18 protein-coding genes and 1 pseudogene are annotated in these 22,047 nt (G+C 66.5%); 7 read left to right on the forward strand and 12 right to left on the reverse strand.

Features of this window, described 5'->3' with window-relative positions; all coding sequences use genetic code 11:
- Positions 1–63: 63 nt before the first annotated feature.
- Entirely contained in the window at positions 64–1,830 is a 1,767-nt protein-coding gene (locus MSG_RS19305; RefSeq protein ID WP_096442109.1) for a DUF3556 domain-containing protein, read from the reverse strand.
- A gap of 114 nt (positions 1,831–1,944) precedes the next feature.
- Here MSG_RS19305 and MSG_RS19310 point away from each other — a divergent pair, with 114 nt between their 5' ends.
- Complete coding sequence (locus tag MSG_RS19310) at positions 1,945–2,157, forward strand: hypothetical protein (protein ID WP_142404502.1); 213 nt, start codon at positions 1,945–1,947, stop codon at positions 2,155–2,157.
- Positions 2,158–2,168: 11 nt separating this feature from the next.
- Here MSG_RS19310 and MSG_RS19315 read toward each other — a convergent pair whose 3' ends face one another.
- The 3 genes from MSG_RS19315 to prpD are packed head-to-tail and all read right to left on the reverse strand — an operon-like array spanning position 2,169 to position 5,681.
- Positions 2,169–3,287: a bifunctional 2-methylcitrate synthase/citrate synthase gene (locus tag MSG_RS19315; RefSeq protein WP_096442113.1), complete on the reverse strand. Its 1,119-nt coding sequence runs from the start codon at positions 3,285–3,287 to the stop codon at positions 2,169–2,171.
- Positions 3,268–4,179 carry a methylisocitrate lyase gene (gene prpB / locus MSG_RS19320; protein WP_373421180.1) on the reverse strand — a complete coding sequence of 304 codons (912 nt, stop codon included), beginning with the start codon at positions 4,177–4,179 and terminating at the stop codon, positions 3,268–3,270. The genes MSG_RS19315 and prpB overlap by 20 nt, the downstream gene beginning before the upstream one ends.
- The gene (gene prpD, locus MSG_RS19325) at positions 4,176–5,681 is read right to left on the reverse strand and encodes a 2-methylcitrate dehydratase PrpD (RefSeq protein ID WP_105886881.1); all 1,506 of its coding nucleotides are present in this window, start codon (positions 5,679–5,681) and stop codon (positions 4,176–4,178) included. The genes prpB and prpD overlap by 4 nt, the downstream gene beginning before the upstream one ends.
- An 86-nt stretch (positions 5,682–5,767) precedes the next feature.
- Here prpD and MSG_RS19330 point away from each other — a divergent pair, with 86 nt between their 5' ends.
- The 3 genes from MSG_RS19330 to MSG_RS19340 all read left to right on the forward strand — a co-directional run bounded on the left by MSG_RS19330 (position 5,768) and on the right by MSG_RS19340 (position 10,187).
- Positions 5,768–7,237: a short-chain fatty acyl-CoA regulator family protein gene (locus MSG_RS19330; RefSeq protein ID WP_373421181.1), complete on the forward strand. Its 1,470-nt coding sequence runs from the start codon at positions 5,768–5,770 to the stop codon at positions 7,235–7,237.
- Between the two features lie 125 nt (positions 7,238–7,362).
- A complete protein-coding gene (locus MSG_RS19335; protein ID WP_096442116.1) occupies positions 7,363–8,730 on the forward strand; it encodes a flavin monoamine oxidase family protein in 1,368 nt (455 codons plus the stop codon).
- Positions 8,731–8,825: 95 nt separating this feature from the next.
- Positions 8,826–10,187 (forward strand): HNH endonuclease signature motif containing protein, encoded by a 1,362-nt coding sequence (locus MSG_RS19340; protein ID WP_096444675.1) that lies wholly within the window; start codon positions 8,826–8,828, stop codon positions 10,185–10,187.
- Between the two features lie 2 nt (positions 10,188–10,189).
- Here the strand turns inward: MSG_RS19340 and MSG_RS19345 are convergent, their stop codons facing one another.
- Entirely contained in the window at positions 10,190–10,714 is a 525-nt protein-coding gene (locus MSG_RS19345; protein ID WP_096442118.1) for a DoxX family protein, read from the reverse strand.
- A 155-nt stretch (positions 10,715–10,869) separates the two neighbouring features.
- Between MSG_RS19345 and MSG_RS19350 the strand changes: the two genes are divergently transcribed.
- Positions 10,870–12,486, forward strand: a complete 1,617-nt coding sequence (locus tag MSG_RS19350) for a pyruvate, phosphate dikinase (protein WP_096444676.1) — start codon at positions 10,870–10,872, stop codon at positions 12,484–12,486.
- On the opposite strand, the gene otsB is transcribed toward MSG_RS19350, so the two are convergent.
- The gene (otsB, locus tag MSG_RS19355) at positions 12,475–16,170 is read right to left on the reverse strand and encodes a trehalose-phosphatase (protein ID WP_096442120.1); all 3,696 of its coding nucleotides are present in this window, start codon (positions 16,168–16,170) and stop codon (positions 12,475–12,477) included. The two genes, MSG_RS19350 and otsB, sit on opposite strands and share 12 nt — an antisense overlap.
- A 187-nt stretch (positions 16,171–16,357) precedes the next feature.
- Between otsB and MSG_RS19360 the strand changes: the two genes are divergently transcribed.
- Complete coding sequence (locus tag MSG_RS19360; RefSeq protein WP_096442121.1) at positions 16,358–16,963, forward strand: MarR family transcriptional regulator; 606 nt, start codon at positions 16,358–16,360, stop codon at positions 16,961–16,963.
- A gap of 25 nt (positions 16,964–16,988) precedes the next feature.
- On the opposite strand, the gene MSG_RS19365 is transcribed toward MSG_RS19360, so the two are convergent.
- Together MSG_RS19365 and MSG_RS19370 are read right to left on the reverse strand one after the other, a co-directional pair.
- A complete protein-coding gene (locus MSG_RS19365; protein ID WP_096442123.1) occupies positions 16,989–18,230 on the reverse strand; it encodes a WS/DGAT domain-containing protein in 1,242 nt (413 codons plus the stop codon).
- A gap of 5 nt (positions 18,231–18,235) precedes the next feature.
- Positions 18,236–19,138, reverse strand: a complete 903-nt coding sequence (locus MSG_RS19370; protein ID WP_096442125.1) for an alpha/beta fold hydrolase — start codon at positions 19,136–19,138, stop codon at positions 18,236–18,238.
- Between the two features lie 228 nt (positions 19,139–19,366).
- On the opposite strand from MSG_RS19370, the gene MSG_RS19375 reads away from it, so the two are divergent.
- Complete coding sequence (locus MSG_RS19375) at positions 19,367–19,675, forward strand: ANTAR domain-containing protein (protein WP_096444677.1); 309 nt, start codon at positions 19,367–19,369, stop codon at positions 19,673–19,675.
- A 115-nt stretch (positions 19,676–19,790) separates the two neighbouring features.
- Here MSG_RS19375 and MSG_RS19380 read toward each other — a convergent pair whose 3' ends face one another.
- The 4 genes and pseudogenes from MSG_RS19380 to MSG_RS19395 form a co-directional block, all read right to left on the reverse strand.
- Complete coding sequence (locus tag MSG_RS19380; protein ID WP_096442127.1) at positions 19,791–20,078, reverse strand: hypothetical protein; 288 nt, start codon at positions 20,076–20,078, stop codon at positions 19,791–19,793.
- Between the two features lie 91 nt (positions 20,079–20,169).
- Complete coding sequence (locus MSG_RS19385) at positions 20,170–20,601, reverse strand: Hsp20/alpha crystallin family protein (protein ID WP_096442129.1); 432 nt, start codon at positions 20,599–20,601, stop codon at positions 20,170–20,172.
- A gap of 540 nt (positions 20,602–21,141) precedes the next feature.
- Positions 21,142–21,636, reverse strand: coding sequence for an Rv2253 family sensor-like surface protein (locus MSG_RS19390; protein WP_096442131.1), 495 nt, complete (start codon positions 21,634–21,636; stop codon positions 21,142–21,144).
- A gap of 77 nt (positions 21,637–21,713) precedes the next feature.
- Positions 21,714–22,045 (reverse strand): annotated as a pseudogene (locus MSG_RS19395) (VOC family protein).
- Positions 22,046–22,047: the final 2 nt, after the last annotated feature.

Consider the following 22,047-nt stretch of genomic DNA (forward strand, 5'->3'; position numbering starts at 1 on the left):
CGCCGAGCGTAACCACACTGCGATTTTCCGGGCGAAAGTTCACGGTGTGGTTACGCTCGCGACCTACTGTTCGGTCGACAGCTCTTCTTCGCTCGGCGGCGCCGTCTCGGCCTCTTCCGTCAGCACCTGGACCGGCACGTCGTCGGCCCAGGGCTGCCGGGTCACCATGTCGGCGACCTTGACGACGCCGCGTTCGAATTCCCCGGTAGCGGCGTCCACCAGCCGGTAGGTCTGGGTCTGCTTGTGGATCGGTTGCGCATCGAGCAGCACGACGCGCACCTCGCCGGGCGCGAACCGGCAACGTTGCTGCAGCGCCGCGATCAGCTGTTCGTTGTGCATGTGCCCGTCGCCGAAGTTCCAGCCGACGGCGGTGCTGCAGATTCGTTCCCCGTCAGTGATGACGTAGTCGTCCTCGTTCTCGCCGGCCATCGCCCGATGCGCCAGCGTGAACAACGCGCGGCCGTGAGTGTTCATGGCGCGGAACGCATATCCGAGATACATGGGGATCTGCGCGCGCTCCTTGCCGTACAGCTTTTCCAGCTGAGCCGCCGGCATGCTGGCGATCGAGACGATGTTGTGGGCAATCTTCTTGTCCGCGGAGGGCTTGATGCACCACAGCGTGGTGTCCCAGTTGCCCGCGTAGTAACGCATGCCGGGCAGGAACGAGATCTTGCGCGGGAACAGATTGCCCAGGATCACGATCGCGGCGATGAAGGCGATGAAAATCGCCACGGGCACAGGGTGTTTGAGGCTGGCCAGACCCGCATGGGCGTGGCCTACGAACAAGGACAGCACGCCGAAGATCATGAAGACGTTCCATTCCAGCGGCACGCCCATCGGGATGGCGGTCAGGATCCCCAGGTGGAAGGCCACCATGATGCCCGCGGGAATCGCGGTCCACCAGCCGCCGTGCGCGACGAATAGCAGGACGGGCACCCACATCTCGATGAAGGTGCTGACGTGAGCGAACAGCCGCGACAAGCGCCCGGGCCGCAGATCGTCGGGGAACTTCTCGAAGAACGCCCGCTTGACGAACCGGGGCCGAAACAGCGGGTTGTTGGACATCATCGTCGACATCACGAACGGGAAGTGCTTGTTGAGCTTGGAGGTCGCCGCGCCTATCCAGATCACCAGGAACACCAGCTTGGCGGCGACGATCATGTCCCCGCCGAACAAGAAGGTCACCGCCAACGACGCGTAGACCTCACCGCGGGCGGCCAGGAAGATCACCTTGTCGCGCAGCCCGAGCACCCCGAGAACGACCAGGATCAGCACGATTCGCCACTGCGGGATCAGCCCCACCTGGGTGCCCAGCTCCCGCACCGGCCCGGTGCCGTCGGCGAACAGCGTCAGCAAGAGCAGCAGTAGCAGCAGGGCGTACAGCGCGATATCCACCAGGGTCCGGGCGGTTCCCTTGGTCGCCGGGACCCGGCGCGGCCACGGAGGCAGCCGGATGGTGTCCGGCCGCAACCAGTACAGGATCGAGCCCATCGGCGGCTTGACCCGGTTGTTCAACGGCCCGAAGCCGCAGCCCAGCCCGATCACCTCGAACAGCATCGTGTAGAGCACGACCTTCTCGAACACGATCGGCTCGGCGTACCACGACTTCACGTCCAAGAACGCCAGGCCGCGGGTGGTCGCCACGGCAAACACCCACCCCAACAGGATGTAGAGCAGGATCTTGCCGACGTAGAACAGGTGCAGGATCACCGGCGTGCCGAAACCGACCTCTGCCCAATGCCTGGCCATCGGGCGGATTTTCTCGCTGCGAGTGCCCTTGCTCCACTCTTCGATGTCGATCTGAGGCACGTCGGGCTGCAGAAATCCCATGGCCACAGACTAGAACCCGTTCTGAGCCAACGCGCTCGCGACCGTGCACGCGTGTCTTTGCCCGCCGGTTGTTCGGCGGATAGCGTGAACGCCAGTGCTTAGGAGATGTCGGTCATGAGCAGATTCGCCGTATCGGCCGCCGCGTTGATGTTGGTCACCGCGCCGCTCGCCTATGCTCAGGCGCCGGCGCCGGCGCCGGCGCCGGGCGATTCATGCACGGTGTTGCACGCGACCACCCAGGACGCCAACGGCCGCACGATGTGGTGCAACGCGACGATGACCGGCGATCACAGCCTGGTTTGGCAGTACGGCGGGCCCGGCGAATAGCGGCCCGGAATTCATCGGTGCGCCAGGGCGCGCTGCGCGCGACCCGAGTAGGCGCTCAACGGGCGGATCAACGAGTTGGCCGCCGCCTGCTCCATGACGTGGGCGGTCCATCCGGTGATCCTGCTCATCACGAATATCGGCGTGAAGCTGCCGATGTCGAAGCCCATCAGGTGATAAGCGGGGCCGGTCGGGAAGTCGAGATTGGGTTTGATACCGGTGGCATCCCACATCTCGGCTTCCAAGATGGTGTAGATGTCCAGCCAGCGCTGGCCGTCACGAATGGCGGCCACATCGGCCAGCGCCCGCTTCATTGTCGGCACCCGGGAGTCACCGTTCTTGTACACCCGATGTCCGAATCCCATGACCTTTTCCTTGCGAGCAAGCTTGTCGTGCAGCCATTCTCGCGCATTCCCCGGATCGGCGATCGCGAGCATGTCGTGCATCACCGCTTCGTTGGCGCCGCCGTGCAGCGCGCCCTTGAGGGCACCGATGGCCCCGGTCACCGCGCTGTAGATGTCCGACTGCGTCGACGTCACCACCCGTGCGGCGAAGGTGGAAGCGTTGAAACCGTGCTCGGCGTAGAGGATCATCGACTGCTCGAACGCCCGGACGACCGTCGGTTCGGGGACCTCGCCGAAGCACATCTGCAAAAAGTTCTCGGTGTAACCCAGGCCGCTGTGCGGCGCGATCGGCGCCAGGCCGCGCCGCCGCCGCATGTCCACGGCAACGATCGTGGGCAGCACCGCGAGCATGCGCAGCGACTTCGCGCGATTCGCCGAGTCGTCGTCCTCGTCGGGATCCTCGGCGCCCAAATAGCTGATGGCGGTGCGTATCACATCCATCGGGTGGCAGTTGTCGGGCAGCTTTGTCAGCAGCGACAGCATCGACCGGTCGACCCGGCGACTGGCCCGCTCCCGTTGGCAGAACAACGCGAGTTCGGCATCGGTGGGCAGTTCGCCGCGCCACAGCAGGAAGGCGACCTGCTCGAAGCTGCAGTGCGCGGCCAGGTCCTGGACCGGATAACCACGATAGGTCAGCGAATTCGTCTCCGGTACCACCTTCGAGATCGCGGTGGTGTCCACCACGACGCCCGCAAGGCCCTTCTTGATCTCAGCGGTCGGGGTGGTCATCGGCGGTTCCCTTCAGCGTGAAGTTGTGGATATCGGCGTCGAAGTCGTTGTAGTCCGCGTAGCGCAGTAGCTCGTAGAGCCGGCTGCGGTGTTGCATCCGGCCCAGCAGATCGAGTTGCGTTCCCGTCGAATCGATTTCGTGCAGTCCGGCTTCGATCGCGAACATCGCCAGGCGCAACGTGGTGACGGGATAGATGACGACGTTGTAGCCCAGGTCGGCCAGTCGGCGCGTGCTCAGCAGTGGCGACTTGCCGAATTCCGTCATGTTAGCCAGCAACGGAACATCGACGGCGGCCCGGAACGCCGCGAAGTCGTCCGGTTCGGTGAGCGCCTCGGTGAAGATCATGTCGGCGCCGGCGTCGGCGTAGGCCCGGGCACGATCGATCGCCGCGGCGCGACCCTCGACGTCCACGGCGTCGGTGCGGGCGCAGATCACGAAGTTGGGGTCGCGACGCGCGGATACCGCTGCGCGCAAACGCTTGACCATGTCAGCGGTCGAGACGACGGCCTTGCCGTCCAGATGTCCGCATCGCTTCGGGTTGACCTGGTCCTCGAGATGGCATCCGGCCAGCCCGGCGTCCTCCAGCAGGCGCACGGTGCGAGCGGCGTTGAGCGGCTCCCCGAACCCCGTGTCGGCGTCGATCAGCGTGGGCAGCCCGGTGGCCGCCGCGATCTGCGCGCCGCGGGCCGCGACCTCGGTCAGCGTGGTCAGCCCGATGTCCGGTAGGCCCAGGTCGGCCGCGAGCGCGGCACCCGAGACGTAGACACCCTCGAAGCCCGCAGCCGCGACGGCCTTGGCCACCAGCGGTGAAAACGCGCCCGGAAGCCGTTGCAGCCGGCCGGAATTCAGGGCTGTCCGGAAGGCGGTGCGCCTGTCGGCCGGGCTGGTCACCGGAATATCCCCGACGGGATCACTGGCGCCTTGTCCAGCACCCGCGGGTCGACCAAGACGTTCAGCGCGCCCAGCCCGCCGCCCTTGAGGTCGGCAAGCGAGTCCACGGCGGCCAAGAACCGTTGCTGCTCAGCAGGTTCCACGACGTCATCGGCCAGCTGGCCGAACTTCTTGACGTATTGCTCGCGCGCGAACGGCCGGGCGCCCAGCGGATGAGCATCGGCCAGCGCGAGCTCGTCGCAGAGCACCTCACCGCTCTTGAGCGTCACCTCCGCCCGCGCCCCAAAGGCCTTCTCGGCCGGGTCATTCGAATGGTATCGGCGCGTCCACTCCGGATCCTCGACGGTGGAGATCTTGTGCCATAGCGCGATGGTGTCAGGCCGGTGCGTGCGCTCCGGAGCGTAGGAACGCTCGTGGTGCCAGCTGCCGTCCTGCAGGGCAACGGCGAAGATATAGGGCAGCGAGTGGTCCAGCGTCTCACGTGACGCGTCCGGATCGAACTTCTGCGGATCGCCGGAGCCGGTGCCGATCACCACATGCGTGTGGTGGCTGGTGTGCAGCACGATCGTCGCGATCTGGTCGAGGTCACCGATGCGTTCGCGCAGCCGGCGGGCCAGGTCGATCGGCGCCTGGCTCTGGTATTCCGCGGAGTGCTCTTTGGTGTAGCTGTCCAGGATGGCGCGCTTGGGCTCGCCGGGAGCGGGCAACGGCACCTCGTAAGTGCGGTCGGGCCCGCCGAGCAACCAGGCGATGACGCCGTCCTCGCCTTCCCAGATCGGCGCAGGCGATCCCTCACCGCGCATCGCGCGATCGACCGCCTCGATGGCGACCTTTCCGGCGTGGGCGGGAGCGAACGCCTTCCAACTGGAGATCGAGCCCTTCCGGGACTGGCGGGTGCTGGTGGTCAGATGCAGCGCCTGACCGACGGCCTGGTAGATCGTGTCGGCGTCCAGCCGGAGCATCGTTCCCAAGCCGGCCGCCACCGACGGGCCGAGGTGGGCGACGTGGTCAATCTTGTGCTCGTGCAGGCAGATTCCCTTGACCAGATCGATCTGGATCTCGTATGCGGTGGCCAGGCCGCGAATCAAGTCGGAGCCGCGCACCCCCAGCTGCTGGGCAACGGCGACCAGCGGGGGAATGTTGTCGCCGGGATGGGAGTACTCGGCCGCCAAAAACGTGTCGTGGAAGTCGAGTTCGCGCACTGCGACGCCGTTCGCCCAGGCTGCCCACTCCGCAGAATAGCTGCCCTCGACGCCGAAGACGGCCGCCCCCTGCCGGGCGCGGTGGGCCAGCGCCTGCTGGCGGGCGACGGTGACGGGACGCCGCACCACCGAGGCCGCACTGACGGCTGCATTGTCGATGATCCGGTTGAGCACCATCTCGGCGGTCTGTGCGTCGACGGCGACCGGGTCGGTCGCGACGCGGGCGATCTTGGCGGCCAGCTGTTCAGCGCGCGGGAAATCCTCGGCGCTGCGCCGCGTCCGGACCTGGTGCATCTCCATATCCGCACACTATGCAACGGGGATGTGCTTGGAAAGCCCCTGTAAATGCGTATTTTTGTGTCCTTCTCCGGCGCACATTGCGAAGATTGCGAACACGATTTTGGAGTAAGGTGGCAACGGTGGCTCGAACCATTTCCAGGACGTTTTCGGGCGCCCGGCTGCGGCGACTGCGGCAGGAACGCGGGCTCACCCAGGCCGCCCTCGCCCAAGCCCTGAACCTGTCCACCAGTTACGTCAACCAGCTGGAGAACGACCAGCGGCCGATCACCGTGCCGGTGCTGATCGCGCTCACCGAGCGCTTCGAGCTGCCGCCGCAGTTCTTCTCCTCCGACACCGACGCCCGCCTGGTGGCCGACCTGTCCGACCTGTTCGCCGAGATCGGCGCCGAGCACGGCGTGACCCGCGGCCAGATCCAAGAGTTGGTCGCCCGCATGCCCGAGATCGGCCGCAGCCTGGTCACCGTTCACCGGCGGCTGCGCGATGCCACCGGCGAGCTGGACGGCTATCGATCTCGTGCGACGGCCGACACCGCACTGCCGCTGGAGCGGCCGATGCCCTTCGAAGAGGTGCGCGACTTCTTCTACGACCGCAACAACTACATCGGCGATCTCGACCTCGCCGCCGAGCAGATGGCGGCCCAGAGTGGGCTTCGCGCAGGCGGATTGGATGTCCAGCTGACCGAGCTGATGCGGGACCGCCTCGGGATCGCGGTGGTGGTCGACGACACCCTGCCCGAGACCACCAAGCGCCGCTACGAAGCCGACGCCAAGGTGCTGCGGGTGGCTCGCTGGCTGATGCCCGGCCAGCGCGCCTTCCAGATCGCCACCCAGCTGGCCCTGCTCACGCAGTCCGACCTGATCGCGGCCGTGGTCGCCACCGACGAACAGCTCAGTGCCGAGTCCCGCGGTGTCGCCCGCATCGGACTGGCCAACTACTTCGCCGGTGCTTTCCTGCTGCCTTATCGTGAGTTCCATGCTGCCGCAGAAGAATTACGGTACGACATCGACCTGCTGGGTCGTCGTTTCGGTGTCGGCTTCGAGACCGTCTGTCATCGGCTTTCCACCCTGCAGCGCCCGCAACAACGTGGGGTGCCGTTCATTTTCGTGCGTACCGACAAGGCCGGCAACATCTCGAAACGCCAGTCCGCCACCGCGTTCCATTTCAGCCGGGTCGGCGGCAGCTGTCCACTGTGGGTGGTGCACGATGCCTTCGCCCAGCCGGGGCGCATCGTCCGCCAGGTTGCCCAAATGCCCGACGGGCGATCATACTTCTGGGTCGCCAAGACCACTGCGCCCGAAGGCCGCAGATTTTTGGACCAACACAAGGCCTTTGCCATCGGGCTGGGCTGCGACCTGGCCTATGCCGAAAAACTGATCTACTCCACCGGCGTCGTACTCGACGACCCCACTACCGCCGTCCCGATCGGTGCGGGCTGCAAGATCTGCAATCGGGAAGCGTGCACACAACGCGCCTTCCCCTACCTGGGCGGCCGAGTGGTGGTGGACGAGAACGCCGGCAGCAGCCTGCCCTATTCGTCGACGGGCCAGCCGCTGTGAAGTACGAAACTGCTGGAGATTGCGAAGCGGAACAGCCGTGCATGAATTCAACGCGACGCTTCCGCTGCCCGGTCCGACCGGTGTAGTTTGCTGCTCAACGGGGCACGGCAACCGAGGAGCCGGTCATGGCGGACGTCGACTATTGCGTGGTCGGAGCGGGTTTCGCGGGTTTGACGGCCGCGTTCCGCCTTAAGCAGGCCGGGCACTCGGTGGCCTTGCTGGAGGCGCGCGACCGGGTCGGCGGTCGCACGTACTGCGTCACGCGCGACGACGGGGTGTGGATCGATCGCGGTGGCGCGTGGATCGGGCCGGGTCAGGACCGGATCTATGCGCTGATGAAAGAGTTCGGCGTTCCGGAGTACAAGCAGAACAACGACGGCGACGCGATCATGATCGTCGACGGGAAGAAGCACCGCTACCGCGGCACCATCCCGTGGACCATGAGTCCCTGGGCGATCGCCAACCTCGGCATCGGCCTGGCCTCCATAGACGAGATGTGCGAAGAGATTCCGCTCGAAGCCCCCTGGGAAGCCAAGAAGGCCCACGAGTGGGACCGCATCAGCGTCGGCGCATGGATCCATAGGCACACGGCGTCCGGGCAGGCCCGCGAGATGCTGGACATGGCGCTGGGCGGCACCTACACCTCCGACGCTTCCGAGACGTCGCTGTTGTGGCTACTGACGCAGATGGGATCCTCCGGCGGCGGCGCCACTTTCGTGATCTCCGGCAAGGGCGGCGCGCAGGACGCGCGTCCGGTCGGCGGCATGGGCGCCCTGCACCGCCCGATGGTGGCGGAACTCGGTGACGCGCTGCACCTTTCGCAACCGGTCCGCCAGATCGCACAGGACGCCGACGGCGCGACGGTCCGCGCGGCCGACCTGAAGGTGCGGGCCCGACGGGTCATCGTCGCGATCCCGCTGGCGATCGCGACTTCGATCGACTACGAACCCGCGCTGCCGCTGGATCGGGCCCTTTTGCACCAGCGGGTGCCGAGCGGCGCGGTCATCAAGACCTCGATCTGCTACGACGAGCCGTTCTGGCGCGGCGACGGACTGTCCGGTCAGTCCTCCTCGCCGGGATCGCCCGCGACCCTGACCATCGACGCCTGCACCGACACCGCGGACCCGGGGATCATGTGCGTCATCACCGAGGGGCCCGCGGCGCGCAAGCTGACCTACCTCGACGAGGCCGAGCAGAAGTCGATCCTGATCAACGAAGTCGTCGACCGGTTCGGCAGCAAGGCCAAAGAGCCGCGCGAATTCCATCTGCAGAACTGGAGCACCGAGCGTTACTCCGGCGGCGGGATGATCGGCCACACCCCCACCGGCGTGCTGACCCAATTCGGCTACACCCTGCGCGAGCCCTGCGGCCGAATCCATTGGGCCGGCACCGAGAGCTCGGCGAAGATGTGCGGCTGGATCGACGGCGCGATTCGTTCCGGGGAGCGCGCCGCGGCCGAGGTCACGACGGCCGAAACCGCCACCATCGCCTAGGAATCGCCTAATACCAAACCACTTGCGCCACTTGTGTTTCAGTGGTCTGCGTCCGGCGCGATTTGTCGGTGGCCGGGGATATCATTCGAACATGGGTGGGTTCGAGCACTCGCGAAGAGGTCCAAGAGGACTACGAGGCTCTGCATGCTGTCGTGTCTCGCATACAAGAACATTCCTACGAGGCGCTGACGACCCCGGAACGCTTGGGATTGTTGGAGGCGCTCGAACACGAGACGCGCCGGCTCCGGGTTCCCGCTCACCAGCTGACGAATCAGCTCGCGCATCAGGCCACCTCCGAGGAACTCGGCGGGAAGCTCACGCACGCCTTGTCCGACCGCTTGCACATCAGCCGCGCCGAATCAACACGGCGCGTGGCCGAGGCCGATGACCTGGGACCACGCCGAGCACTCACCGGCGAGCCGTTGCCGCCGCGGCTTCCGGCCACCGCCGCCGCCCAGCGCGACGGTGCCATCGCCGACGGCCACGTCACGGCCATCCGGCAGTTCTTCGATCAGTTGCCGTCCTGGGTAGACGTGGAGACCGAAGCCATTGCGGAGCAACAGTTGGCTCGCTGGGCCGCCCAGTTCCGCCCCGAACAGATTCGCAAGCTCGCCGACCGGCTCACCTATTGCCTGAACCCCGACGGCGATTTCACCGACGCGGATCGAGCCCGACGCCGCGGGCTGACGCTGGGCAACCAAGACCTCGACGGCATGTCGCGGCTCAGCGGCTGGCTGACCCCCGAAGCACGCGCCACCCTCGAGGCCGTGCTGGCTAAGCTGGCCGCCCCCGGCATGTGCAATCCCGACGAACTCTCACCCGTCGTCGACGGGGCTCCGGGCGAGGAGGCGATCCAACGTGACTCCCGCTCGGCGAGCCAACGCAACCATGACGGCTTGCAGGCGGCACTGCGCGCCGTGCTGGCCAGCGGAGAACTCGGTCAACACAACGGGTTACCAGCCTCCATCGTTGTAAGCACCACGCTGAGCGAATTGGAAGGAGGCTCGAGCAAGGCGCTCACCGGGGGCGGCACGCTGCTGCCCATGAGCGACGTCATCCGCCTGGCCCGGCACGCCCATCACTACCTGGCGATCTTCCACAAGGGCCACCCGATTGGGCTCTACCACACAAAGCGACTGGCCTCACCCGGCCAGCGAATCGTCCTGCACGCCAAGGAACGTGGCTGCTCGGCGCCCGGCTGCGACGTGCCCGGCTATCTCTGCGAGGTCCACCATGTCGACGACTACGCCGCCTGCCACAGCACCGACGTGGACAACCTCACGTTCGCGTGCGGCACGCATCATCGCCTGATCAGGCCCGGCGGCTGGGCCACCCGTAAACGCACCAACGGCGACACAGAATGGATCCCCCTGCCGCATCTCGATCGCGGACAGCCGCGCCTCAACAGCCTCCAACACCCCGAGGACCTGTTGAGCAGTGACGACGACCCCGACTAGCACTAGCTCGCTTGCTGGGCCGGCGGCCGATAGAAGATCAGAAGCTGGCCGACGGCGCCGGCGAGGCCGAGCACCACGGAGATGGCCAGGCCGTTCCAGCCCATCAGCGGGTTGTTGACGCCGAAGATCGCCCAGTCCAGGCTGAATCTGCCGGGCCCCAGGGTGGCGACCGCGATCGCGGCAATCGCGAGGACCAGGTTGTACTCCCAGCCCTCCTTGACGATGAAGAAGCCGTTGTGGCGATGCACCGTCCAGGCCGCGACCAACATCAACGACACGAAGCCCGCCGCCGGAATGGGGGTGAGCAACCCGACCGCCAGGCCCAGCCCGGCGGCGAGTTCGGTGGTGGCCGCCACGGTGGCGTGGAACTTCCCCGGCTTCATGCCGATGCTCTCGAACCAGCGCGCGGTGCCCGGTATGCGACCTCCGCCGAAGAATTTGTTGTAGCCATGCGCAGCCAACGTCACGCCCAACACCAGCCGCAGAACCAGTAACCCGACATCCTGATAAGACGCGTAGGGAGTCATACGTGCAAACCTAGATCATCGCAGTGGCGCAGATAACAGCAGCGGTTGCCTGACGCGGCTGCACCGGCCGCGACGTGGGACATCGACGGCCCGGATATCGCGCCGTGAAACGATGAGTGTGCACCTGGTGGGCCGGCGGAAAGGAGTCAGCGGCAATGACCGGATCGGCGCCCTTTCGGCACCCATCCGTCGTGTTGCTCGACGGTACCGCGACGCCGCCGCGAGACATCCTCGGCAACAAGGGATACGGCATCAACGCCATGCGCCGCGAGGGCTTGCCGGTGCCGCCGGCGTTTTGCATCACCACCGAGGTGTGCGCGCGCTACTTCGACAAGCCCGACGCCACCATTGAACTCATCCGCGACGAGGTGCGGTCGAAGCTGCGCTGGCTGGAGTCCGAGACAGCACGCACGTTCGGATCCGGACCGCGGCCGCTTTTGGTGAGCGTCCGCAGCGGCGCAGCGGTGCCGATGCCCGGGATGCTGGACACCGTGTTGAATTTGGGCATCGACGATGCCGTCCAGTCGGCTCTGGTCGCGCTGCACGGTGCCGAGTTCGCCGGTGACACCCGGCAACGCTTCGACCGCAGTTACCGATCCGTCGTGCTCGGCGACGAGAACGGCACAGTGCCCGAGGACCCCTTCGCGCAATTGAGCGGCGCGATCGGGGCGGTCTTCCGGTCGTGGTATTCCGCCCGGGCCATCGCCTACCGGACCCACCACGGACTCGGCGCGGCCGGCGGGACCGCGGTGGTGGTGCAGGCGATGGTTTTCGGCAATATGGACTCGGGATCCGGTACCGGCGTTCTGTTTTCCCGCAACCCCATGACCGGCGCCGACGAGCCGTTCGGCGAGTGGCTGCCCGGCGGCCAGGGCGAAGACATTGTTTCGGGCACTTCCCACGTGCAGCCGGTATCGGCGCTGCGCGCAGAGCAGCCGGAAATATACGACCAGTTGCTCAGCGCTGCAGGCACTCTCGAACGCATCGCCAAAGATGTCCAGGACATCGAGTTCACCGTCGAGCAGGGCAAGCTGTGGTTGTTGCAGACCCGGGTGGCCGAGCGGTCGGCGCAGGCCGCGGTGCGGCTGGCCCTGGCGCTGCGCGACGAAAACCTGATCACCGACTCCGAGGCGCTCTGCCGGGTAGATCCCGGGCAGGTCGAGATGCTGTTGCAACCATCGTTGCAACCCGAGACCAGGCTTGCTGCACCACTTTTGGCCAAGGGCCTGCCCGCCTGCCCCGGGGTGGTGTCCGGCATGGCCTACGACGACGTCGACGAGGCGATCGATGCGGCCGAGGACGGCCGCGATGTCATCTTGGTGCGCGCGGCCACCAGTCCCGACGACATCCACGGCATGATTGCCGCGCGCGGCATCGTCACCGACATCGGCGGTGCGACCAGTCATGCGGCCGTCGCGTCCCGCGAATTACACAAGCCGTCCGTCGTCGGTTGCGGCACCGGGGTCGCACGCATGCTCGCCGGCAGACAGGTGACCATCGACGGCACCGAAGGCGAAGTCCGCGAAGGCATCCTGCGCCTGACGGCGTGGTCGGAGGAAGACTCCCCCGACCTGGCAGAGTTCGGCGCGATCGCGCGCACCTTCAGTCCGTTGTTCGCGCACGCGACCGGGGACTATCCGGTGCTCGACGACAACTCCGAGACCGGTGTGCGGACGGCGCTGAACGCGGGGCTGACCGATGTCGTTTCGGCGCACCCGCTGGTCACCATGCTGATCGCGGCGCGCCTGCGGGCCGAGGCGCTAGCCGGCTGACCCGGGCGCCGACTGCTCGATCGCCGGGGCCGGCTCACCCGGAGGAGGCTCGGGGAATCGCAATAGCGACCCCGGCGCGAGCTCTTCGACCCGGCCGCGACATTCGATGATCACCGGCGGAACGTCTCGGGGTTCGGCGCTGATCTCGACACCCTTTCCGCTGACCCGCACGTGCAGATGGTGTCCGCGGTAATGAAGCGGAAAACCTAGTCCACCAAGCGAATCGGGCCAGTTCGGGGCGAACACGAGGCGATTCTCCCGTATCTCGAGGCCGGTGAAGCACCGCTGCACGAGGTCGACACTGCCGGCCATCGCGGCGAGGTGAACGCCTTCGGATGTGGTGCCACCCTGGATATCGGCGACATCGGACTTGAGCACTTCGTGGAAGAACTCCATCGCCCGATCACGATTGGCTCTGGCGAGCACCCACGAATGCACGACGCCACTGAGCGTCGAACCGTGCGACGTGCGGGCGAGGTAGTAGTCGACCATGATCGGGATCTGCTTGCGCGGGAAGTCGTAACCGAGACGGTTGAGCAACTCCTCCAATGCATCTGCCGAGAGCAGGTACAGCAGCATGAGGACGTCGGCCTGCTTCGAGGCCTTGTACCTGTTGACGTCGTCATTTTCGGCTTCGAGGATGCGGTCCAGCCGTTGCATGTTGCCGTAGCGCCGGCGATATCGGGGCCAATCGAGTTCGTCGAGGTCTTCGTACCCTTCGAACTGGCTTATCACGCCGTCGTGGAAGGGAACGAACATCCGCCGGCTGACATGATGCCAGTGCGCCAGCTCCGCATCGGTGAGGTTCAGCGTCTCGCGGATGTCGAGCCGATTCGGCAGGGGCACCAACTCGAGCGCGTCGAGCGCACGCAGGATCACCCACACCGCCATCACATTCGTGTAAGCGTTGTTGTCGACGCCCTCGTACGGCCGGTTGGGATACCCCGAATGAAACTCATCGGGCCCGATCACGCCGTAGATGCCGTAGCGGTCGCTCTTTTCGTCGTAAGTCGTTCTGCTCACCCAAAATCGGGCGATCTCCACCAACAACTCGGCGCCGTAATCGATCAGGTAGGCGAGGTCTGCGGTCGCCTGGTAGAACTGCCAGACGTTGTAGGCGACCGCGATGCCGATGTGGTGGGCCAGGTGGCTGGGATCGGGATTCCACCGGCCCGACCGCGGATTGAGATGCAACTCCGGGCTTTCCTCGCGCCCGTCGCTTCCCGACTGCCACGGAAACATCGCTCCGGCGTAGCCGGCCAGCTTGGCCGCACGGCGAGCCTCCAGGAGCCGCCGGTAGCGGTAGCGCAGCAACGCCCGGGTGACCGTCGGCAGCCGCAGGTTGAGCACCCGAAAAATGAAAACCTCGTCCCAGAACACATGGCCGCGGTACGCCTCGCCATGCAACCCGCGCGCGGGAACCCCGACGTCGAGGTCTTCGCTGTTGTAGGAGACCGTCTGCAGGAGATGAAGCAGATGCAGACGCAGGATGCGCAATTCGTCTGTGTGGTCGTCGAACTCGAAGGACAGCCGTTCCCACAGGTGCGCCCAGGTGACGGTGTGCGCCTCGAGTATCTCGGCGAAGCGCCCCTGGCGGCCGAGCCTGCGCCGCGCCCCGGCGGCCGGCTCCGAGGTCGCGACGTCGCGACCGGTGACAATCGTGACGACCTTCTCCACCGACACCGAGGCACCGAGGGTCAATTCAGTGCAGATGTCGTGGCCGATCTCGAAATCGCCCTCGAACACTCGATACGTCGCCGCGACAGGGACCTCGTTGTGCCACAGCATGGTTCGCGACCCGACCGCGATCGGAATCTGCGATTGCCTGGTCTGCACGGTCAACAGGACCGAATTCTCGGACAACTCGACTTTTTTCAGCGCCTCGAGGTGATTGCTGCTCAACTCGCGGTAGCGCTCCACCCCTGAATTGCGCACGTTACCGTCCACGGTCGACCGGATCTCGATCGTCCCCGACCAATCCTCGGCGGTGATCGTGGTCTCGAGAGCTCCGATGTGGGCCATGTGCATGGCCACGAACCTGCGTTGGGTCACCGCGGTCGTGCGTCCCGCGGCGTCGCGGAAGCGAAGCTCCCGGGTCAGCACCGCAGCACGCAGATCGAAGGTCTGCCGATAGGACAACAACGTGACGGCGTCGACGTCGAACCAGTCTTCCCCGTCGATGCGGAATGTCAGCGAAAGCCAGTTGGGCAGGTTCACCAGGCTTTCGTGGCCCATCTGGTGGCCGGCCACGACGTCTTCGAGGCGGTTGTAGACACCACCGGCATAGGTGCCGGGGTAATGAACCTTGCCGGCGGCGGATTCGGGCGCCGCTCCCCTGGTGGCGAAGTAGCCGTTGCCGACGGTGCACAATGCTTCGCGGAGCTTCTCGCTGGGCGGATCGTAGCCCTCGAACGACAGCAGCCACGCCTCGTCGGAGGTCTCCCGCCGATAGGTCAGCAGGCCGGCTCCCCGGCGCAGGAATTCGCATACCTCGCGGGGGCTGCTCAGCGTGAACCGGGCCGCCGTCGGGCGGCCGCCGTCTTCGTCGTTGCGCACCACCACCCCGACGCCACCGAATCGGATCGCGTCGAACGCGTCCTCGTCGGTGAGGTCGTCGCCGATGTAGAACGGCAGCGCGCGGCCGGTGTGGGGTATCTGGTCCTGGATCCAGACCAGCGCCGCGCCTTTGTCCCAGTCGATATCCGGCCGAAGCTCGACGACCTTGCGGCCGCTCGTCACCCGTAGCCCATATTGGCGGCCCCGTCGATGCGTAGCGGCAACGATGTGGCCGACGAACCGGGGGTCGGCGTTGCGGTAGTGGACGGCGACGCCGAAACGCTTGTGCTCGACCCGTGCGCCGGACACACCCTGCAGCTCCTCGCGGAGTTCGGCCGTTGCCTTTTCCAACGCCGGCACCGCGGCCAGCGCCGCGTCGTTGTGGTGGTAGCTGCCGTCAGGGCCGGTCAGTTCGAAGCCGTGGCTGCCGGCGTACCAGATTCCCGGTAAGCCGACGCGCTGCCGAAGGTCCGCGAGGTCTCGACCGCTCAAGATCGCGACCGGGCACAGCGCGGCGAGACTCTGCAGAGCCGCGGCCGCGCCCTCGACCAGCTGGGCCGCGTCGGGATCGGCGACGATGTCCGACAACGTGCCGTCGAAGTCCAAGCACACCAACGGCTGCCGGCCGGCCGGGAGCACCGCCCCGATCAGCTGCCCATAGGAATCAAGGGCGTTCGGCAACGATGTCATGCGCCTGTCGCCGTTGCGGACGGCGACACCGGCAAGGTCGGCCAACACCACGTCGGCGCGAGACTGCCGCTGCTCGTCAGCCTGGCCCGCGTTGTCGACCGCGATCACCAGGGCGAAACCGTCGTCGCCGACCGAATGCGCCGCGGCCCCGCAGACCTCGACGACGACGGACCGCTCCGGCGCCGCGCCGAGCCGACGGGCCGCTTCCGCTGCCGCGCCGTCGACACAGGCGACGAACACGTCGGCGGCCCCGACCGCCCGCAGCACGTCCGCGCAGTCGCGGCTGGACGAATAGGCCGCGACCGGCACCGCGGCTTCGGCCAGCCTGCGCGCAAGGGCAACCGTCGATTCCCATACGGAAGCCGCAGCCGCGAGCAACCCCAGGTCGAAGACCACGGCATCGTGCAAACGGGGGTCGATGGTGACCGAAGTCCGCACGTGTCTACCCCTATCGCCGACGGTCGGGCAGGTTATCCCGCTCTGTGACGTACCATCGCCGACATAAACTGTGCGTGTTTGTCCCGCACTGAGATAGGGGCTTTCGTCCCACAGCAGGCGACGGATGTCATCGTGTGCACGTCGTCGTACCGCCCATCGCGTTCTGGAGGCTCGGAAGGATTCGGTGATGATCGAGCTGAAAGTCCTTCAGGCAGTTCGCCTCAAAGGCCGCATCGATCCTGGCCAGCTCGCAGCCACCGTCGGCGAGGACCCCGCCGCGGTCACCGAGGCGGTCACGGCGGCGGCCCGGGCCGGCTTCCTGGTCGAAAATAAGATGCTTCGGCTGTCTGCGCAGGGCCGCACCCGACTCAGCGAGCTGCTTGCGGCCGAACGCGAGCACATCGACGGGACGGCGGTCGAGGCCGTCTACGACGAGTTCCGGGCCGTCAACACCGAATTCAAAGCCCTGGTTACCGACTGGCAGCTCAAGAACCGCGAGCCGAACGCGCACGACGACGCGGAATACGACGCGGCAGTGCTGGCTCGGCTCGCCGACGTACACGCGCGGGTGGTGCCGATCATTCGCCGAGCCGCGACGCAATTGCCGCGACTGAGCGCATATTCGGTCAAGTTGGTTGCGGCACTGGACAACCTCGAGGCCGGCGACACCACCTGGCTGACCCGGCCGCTGATCGACTCCTATCACACGGTGTGGTTCGAACTGCACGAGGAGCTGATCGGGGCCGCCGGTTTGACCCGCGAGGAAGCCGCCAGATCCGGCGACGCGCACTAGGTTCTGCTGCGAAGGCGTACGGGTCCTAGAGCGCGGCGTCAAGGCGCGCGACGTAGGCGTCGACGTCCTGGACCGCGGACTCGGCGGCATGAACGCTGACGGCGATGATCTCACCGATGCCGTGCACCCCGTGCGTCAGGCTCATCGCGGGACCCAGCGTCGGGCACGCCGTCGCCAGTATCACCGGCGCTCCCCCGAATTCCAGATCGGCGGGCCCGCGGTTGACGCTGGACACCACGGTGTTGCCCAGCACCTGCACGGGCCGGACATCGGGGTCGAACAGCGAGACGCCCCAACGCAGCAGCGGCGCGGGCATCGCGGCGAAGGCCCGGTCGGCCGAGCGGACGGCCGGATGCTCGAAGCGACGCCGGCCGTTGCTCAGGTCCGCGGCGATTTGCTGCATTCTCGCGGTCCGGTCCAGCCGCGGATACAGCCCGACGACGACATTACCGAAGTGATTATGTGCTTGCCTTACACCGGGTTTCGTCATCGGAACTTCCGCCCCCAGCGAATCTGCCGCCCCGCCGAACACGGCCGACAGCGCCGCGGAGACCGCGGACAGCGCCGCGACGGTGACCGTGGGACCCTGCAGCTGCGAGCGATGCCGCACCAGCATGCGCAACGATCGCGCGCCGTCCGGGCGGGCGTTGGTGGACAGGGGCGGCCGGTACCCCACCCCCGGCGCGAGCCGCCCCGCGCGCGTGTCGCGAACCAGCAACCGATGGGTGCGGGCCGCGTCGAACGCACGCCAGGGCAAGAAGCCCTTCGGGGGCCGTCGCACCTCGGGCACCGGGACCGGCCGCCCGAACAGCCAGGCCGCCAATTCCGAGGCCCGGACGCCGTCGGCCAGTGCATGCGGGACCTGCATGACCGCGACCGTCCCCGGCCCCCTCGCACCGGGAATACCGAGTACCGGCGCAAATATGTGTATCCGCCAAGGCATCTCGCGCATGTCCAACTGGTTTTCGGCCAGGCCGGCCACCGCCGACAGGCAGCCGTCCCAGCCGGCGTCGGCCGCGTCGCGGTGCACCACCCAATCCGGCCCGACCTCCGCCGGCACCCATTGCGGATACGTCAACGCCGCGCCGTCGCGGACCCGTACCGCCAGATCGGGGCTCTCGGAGGCGCGACGCCGCAGGTCGGCCATCGTGCGCTCGAGGTCGGCCGCCTCGCCGTCGAACGCGTAGAGCATGAAGTCGTCGTTGCGGACTTTGGCCGACATCCAATAGAACTGCGCATCGACGGCCGCCATCCGGTGTGCCGTCACGGGCGTCAGGTGGCTGGACCGATGAAGGCCAGTATCCGCTCGGCGACCTTCTCCGGCTGTTCCAGCTGCAGGAAATGACCGGCGTGATCGACGATGGTGACGTCGCTGCCGGGCGGCAGCACCTTTTCCGTCCAGTGCGCGAAAGCCGGTGTCATGCAACCGTCCTCGAGACCGTGTAGATACAGGGTCGGCAGGATGGGTGCCTCGGTCCAGCGCTGGTTCAACTCGGCGTAGCGCTGCGGCGGCCGGGTGTTGCGCAGCGTGGCGCGGTAGGTCCCCAAGGCCGCGCGCCAGCTCTCCGGTGTTCCGATGGCGGCGTCGACGTGGCGCAGGTCCTCCTCGGCGCCGCGATACCCCGGCGACCACCGCCGCCACAGCAGCGGCAGCACCCAGGGGGCGGATCGCTCCGGCAGGAACGGCAGCTGGAAATAGAACATGTACCAGCTGCGCAGCAGCTGACGCGGCAGTTGACGGATCAGCCGACCACGCTCGGTCACGTGACCCCGGAACGCCGCGGAGACCGGCACCGACATGATCACGGCCTTGGTGAACGGGCTGTCGGGCATCGCAGCCAGCCCCGTCGCGGTCAGCGCGCCCCAATCGTGGCCGACCACGACGTCGCGGTCGGTGCCGCCCGCGGCCGCGCGCACCCGCAGGGCGTCTTCCATCATCGCGCCGACGTGATAACTGCCGTCGTCCGGAATCGCCGACGGCGCGTACCCGCGGTTAAACGGCGCGATCACCCGCCAGCCCGACGCCGCGAGCAGCGGGGCCACCTTGCGCCACCCGTAGGCGGTATCGGGGAAGCCGTGCAGACACACTGCGATCGGGCCGTTCGGATCACCCCAGGTCAGCGCCTTCAGATCAGCCGGCGGTCCCGGCACGTCGATCCAACGTGGCTCCGTCACACGGACCAACCTAACGCGTGCGGGTACCTGGCCGGAACCACGCCTCGCCGTGTTTGGTCGCGCTCGGCGCGTCCTGCCGCGGCCGCCCTGTCGGGGACGTCATCGGCAAACTACTGGCGCAGAGGGGACTTCAGCCCCTACCGGTCGAGAGCCCAGTGCCAAAAGATGACGTCGAAGGATCACGTCAAAGGATCCTCGTCCCCGCACCGGAGAGCAAGGGAGCGCACCGTGCAGCCGAGGGCAGATACCCAGCACCGCCAAGACCCTCGTCGCACCGGACAGCGCAGTCTGGGCGCCGCCGAAGGCGTGCTAGTTGCCCTCCGTCACTGCACCCTCGACGAGGCGTTCATCGATATCGTCGAGACGGCCAAACGGCACGGTGTGGCGCCATTGGAGTTGGCCAATGCACTCGTGGCCGTCGCTCAAAACGACGAGAGCCGCGACCGTGACGATGCGGCCATTGCGGCGGCTGACCAACAGTGGGGAACGCTATTCAGCCGCGCCATGTCCTACGGTGGTGACCGCGGCCACGAGTGAGCTGGCTGATAAGAGTCCGAGTCCCGCTGGGCAGAACGTCAACCGGCCGTGTCGGATCGCGATCGATCCAAGGCACAGCCGGTTGCTTACGTCACGACCACAGTCGGCTACTGCCTTACTCCTGACCGTCAGACTTGCTCAACGCCCGGTCTGCAGTCCGGACCAGCTTCTGGTTGAACTGATATTGAGCGGCGACGAGCCTGTCGGCCAACTCGATCGCGGCGTCGACGATCTTTGTGCGCAGCGGTTGGACCGACTCGGGAATTGCCTCATCGACAGCCTGACGGAACTTCCGCAGGGCCTCGGCCGCAGCGTGCTGGCCCAGCTTGGCCGATTCGTGAATCTCGTCGAGTAGATCACCCGAACGGGAAGTCGCGGAACGTGATTCGGTGGTTTGAGCCATGCCTAATCCTTTCTTACTGGTTACCCCGCGCCGACGCCACACCGTCGGTGACAGAGATCCGGCCACGGAGGGTCGATGGGTGAAATCAGGCTTAACCGGCGGCCTTTACCGTGATGTGCTTTTCCGTGGGAGTCGTGGCTTTCTGTTCGGGAACGGAGACGTCCACGGTCAGGATGCCCTTCTCGTAGCTGGCATTGATGTCGTCTTCATCGGCGCCGGTCGGCAAACTTATCGAACGAGTGAACGAGCCGTAGGCGAATTCCGATCGGCCGTTGGTCTGCTTCTTTTCGGTGCGCTCGGCCTTGATCGTCAACTCGCCGTCACGCACGGTGATGTCGACGTCCTTGGCCGGATCGATGCCGGGCAGTTCGGCGCGCAACAGGTAATGACCGTCCTGCACCTCGTCCTCGAGCCGGATCAGGTTGCCATGACGCAGCGCTGCGATCCCCGGAAAGCCGGTCCACAGGTCCGACCACTCCGGCAGCCACGGGCGAGTGTGCTGGCGCACTGGAAGATTGGTCATGAGTCCTCCTTGGTGTCGTGCTGCTGATGGATGTCTGCAACAATTTTCGATCGACGGATCCCTCGGCAATAGGGACCGAAGTCACCTACCTCGGCACCGCTCACCGAGACCCGGAAGGTACACCGCAGAACTACCGCGCTGTCATTCGAATAGGTTGAACCGCAAGGTGATTTGTCGTTAACGGCAGTCACGGCGATGGTGGCGCCGTTGGCTGCTGCGTGGCGCGTATCCCTCGGCGCCAGGCTTCCTCGCGATCTCGGTGAATTCGGGCCCACCGGCGAGGAAAGACGAGGAAAATAATGCCGAGCGAGGGGCCGAACAAAGGAGTGTGCAATGGCCGCAGACCCGCAATGTGCCCGCTGCAAGCAACCGATCGGGCCGGGATGGCTCTATTTGAGTGCGCACCGTCGTGGCCAGGCCGCGACGACGGAAGACGACACGGTATTCATTCACGTACCCGGGGAATGCCCTCGGCCAGGCGAGCACGCGCCGCCCGGCTAGCCGGGTCGCCCAGTCCGCCAACGGGTTTCATACACGTCGTCATACCAGCGCAGCTTCCATATCCATCTCGATCCAGCCCTGGCACGGGCCGCTCGCGATGTCGGTGTGCATCACGCCGGCAAGTTTTCCGTCGGCCTGGGGCGTGTAGCGCACGGTCGCCCGGGCCGGAGCCCACTGGATCGCGGTGTCGGGCATCATGCAGTCCCACTGGAAATCGCTGACCTGGGTCCAGGACGTCCCGTCCCAGGTGAACTGCACCGGTTGGGGAACCGTCGGGTTGCTCGGCGGAGGGCCGCTGATGATCGTGGCGATGCACTTTCCGCTCGCGCAGGTCGAACGAAACCCATATGTCTCGGTGTGCTGCAGCTCGGCGTTGCCGACGGCCATGCTGGTCCCGGACTTCGGGCCGACCATGAATGTGATCGCATACTCGCCATTCCACGACGCAGCCTCGGCGTGGGCGGCTGGCGGAGGCCAGAGCACGACCGTCAGCGCACAGGAACCGACCAGACCCCTCAGATGAGCTGGGGCCATTGGTTTCTCCTCTCGCCCCGCAGCCACCTGGAACCAGGATGCGCCCCGCCGAGCGGCGAGTCCAGCCGGCGCCGGGTTCACGCCGGCCCCGCGGCCGCCCGCTCGAGTTCGGCGATGACGATCTTGCGCATGCCGTACATCGCCTTGGTCGCCGGCGTCGCGCGGGCGGGATCCGGATGACTGACCAAGTCGTACAGCCGCTTGGGAACGATCTGCCAGCTGAGCCCGAAGCGGTCCTTCAACCGTCGAGGACGAAGGTGCCGGACAGGACGTCACCCGGTTCGCCGGTTCCGGCGTCGGTGACTCCATTGAGATCCTCGATCCGCGAATTCGGGAACACCGCGGCGTAGAACGTGACGGCGTCCTCGAGGTTGTGGTCGAACCACAGCGTGGGCGTGATCGAGGGCATGA

Source organism: Mycobacterium shigaense (genome assembly GCF_002356315.1).
GTDB classification, from domain to species: Bacteria; Actinomycetota; Actinomycetes; order Mycobacteriales; family Mycobacteriaceae; genus Mycobacterium; species Mycobacterium shigaense.

Coding starts and splice junctions, on each gene's coding strand:
- MSG_RS19305 (WP_096442109.1), bottom strand. CDS start 1,830: ATGGGATTTCTGCAGCCCGACGTGCCTCAGATCGACATCGAAGAGTGG.
- MSG_RS19310 (WP_142404502.1), top strand. CDS start 1,945: ATGAGCAGATTCGCCGTATCGGCCGCCGCGTTGATGTTGGTCACCGCG.
- MSG_RS19315 (WP_096442113.1), bottom strand. CDS start 3,287: ATGACCACCCCGACCGCTGAGATCAAGAAGGGCCTTGCGGGCGTCGTG.
- prpD (WP_105886881.1), bottom strand. CDS start 5,681: ATGGAGATGCACCAGGTCCGGACGCGGCGCAGCGCCGAGGATTTCCCG.
- MSG_RS19335 (WP_096442116.1), top strand. CDS start 7,363: ATGGCGGACGTCGACTATTGCGTGGTCGGAGCGGGTTTCGCGGGTTTG.
- MSG_RS19345 (WP_096442118.1), bottom strand. CDS start 10,714: ATGACTCCCTACGCGTCTTATCAGGATGTCGGGTTACTGGTTCTGCGG.
- MSG_RS19350 (WP_096444676.1), top strand. CDS start 10,870: ATGACCGGATCGGCGCCCTTTCGGCACCCATCCGTCGTGTTGCTCGAC.
- MSG_RS19360 (WP_096442121.1), top strand. CDS start 16,358: ATGATCGAGCTGAAAGTCCTTCAGGCAGTTCGCCTCAAAGGCCGCATC.
- MSG_RS19380 (WP_096442127.1), bottom strand. CDS start 20,078: ATGGCTCAAACCACCGAATCACGTTCCGCGACTTCCCGTTCGGGTGAT.
- MSG_RS19385 (WP_096442129.1), bottom strand. CDS start 20,601: ATGACCAATCTTCCAGTGCGCCAGCACACTCGCCCGTGGCTGCCGGAG.
- MSG_RS19390 (WP_096442131.1), bottom strand. CDS start 21,636: ATGGCCCCAGCTCATCTGAGGGGTCTGGTCGGTTCCTGTGCGCTGACG.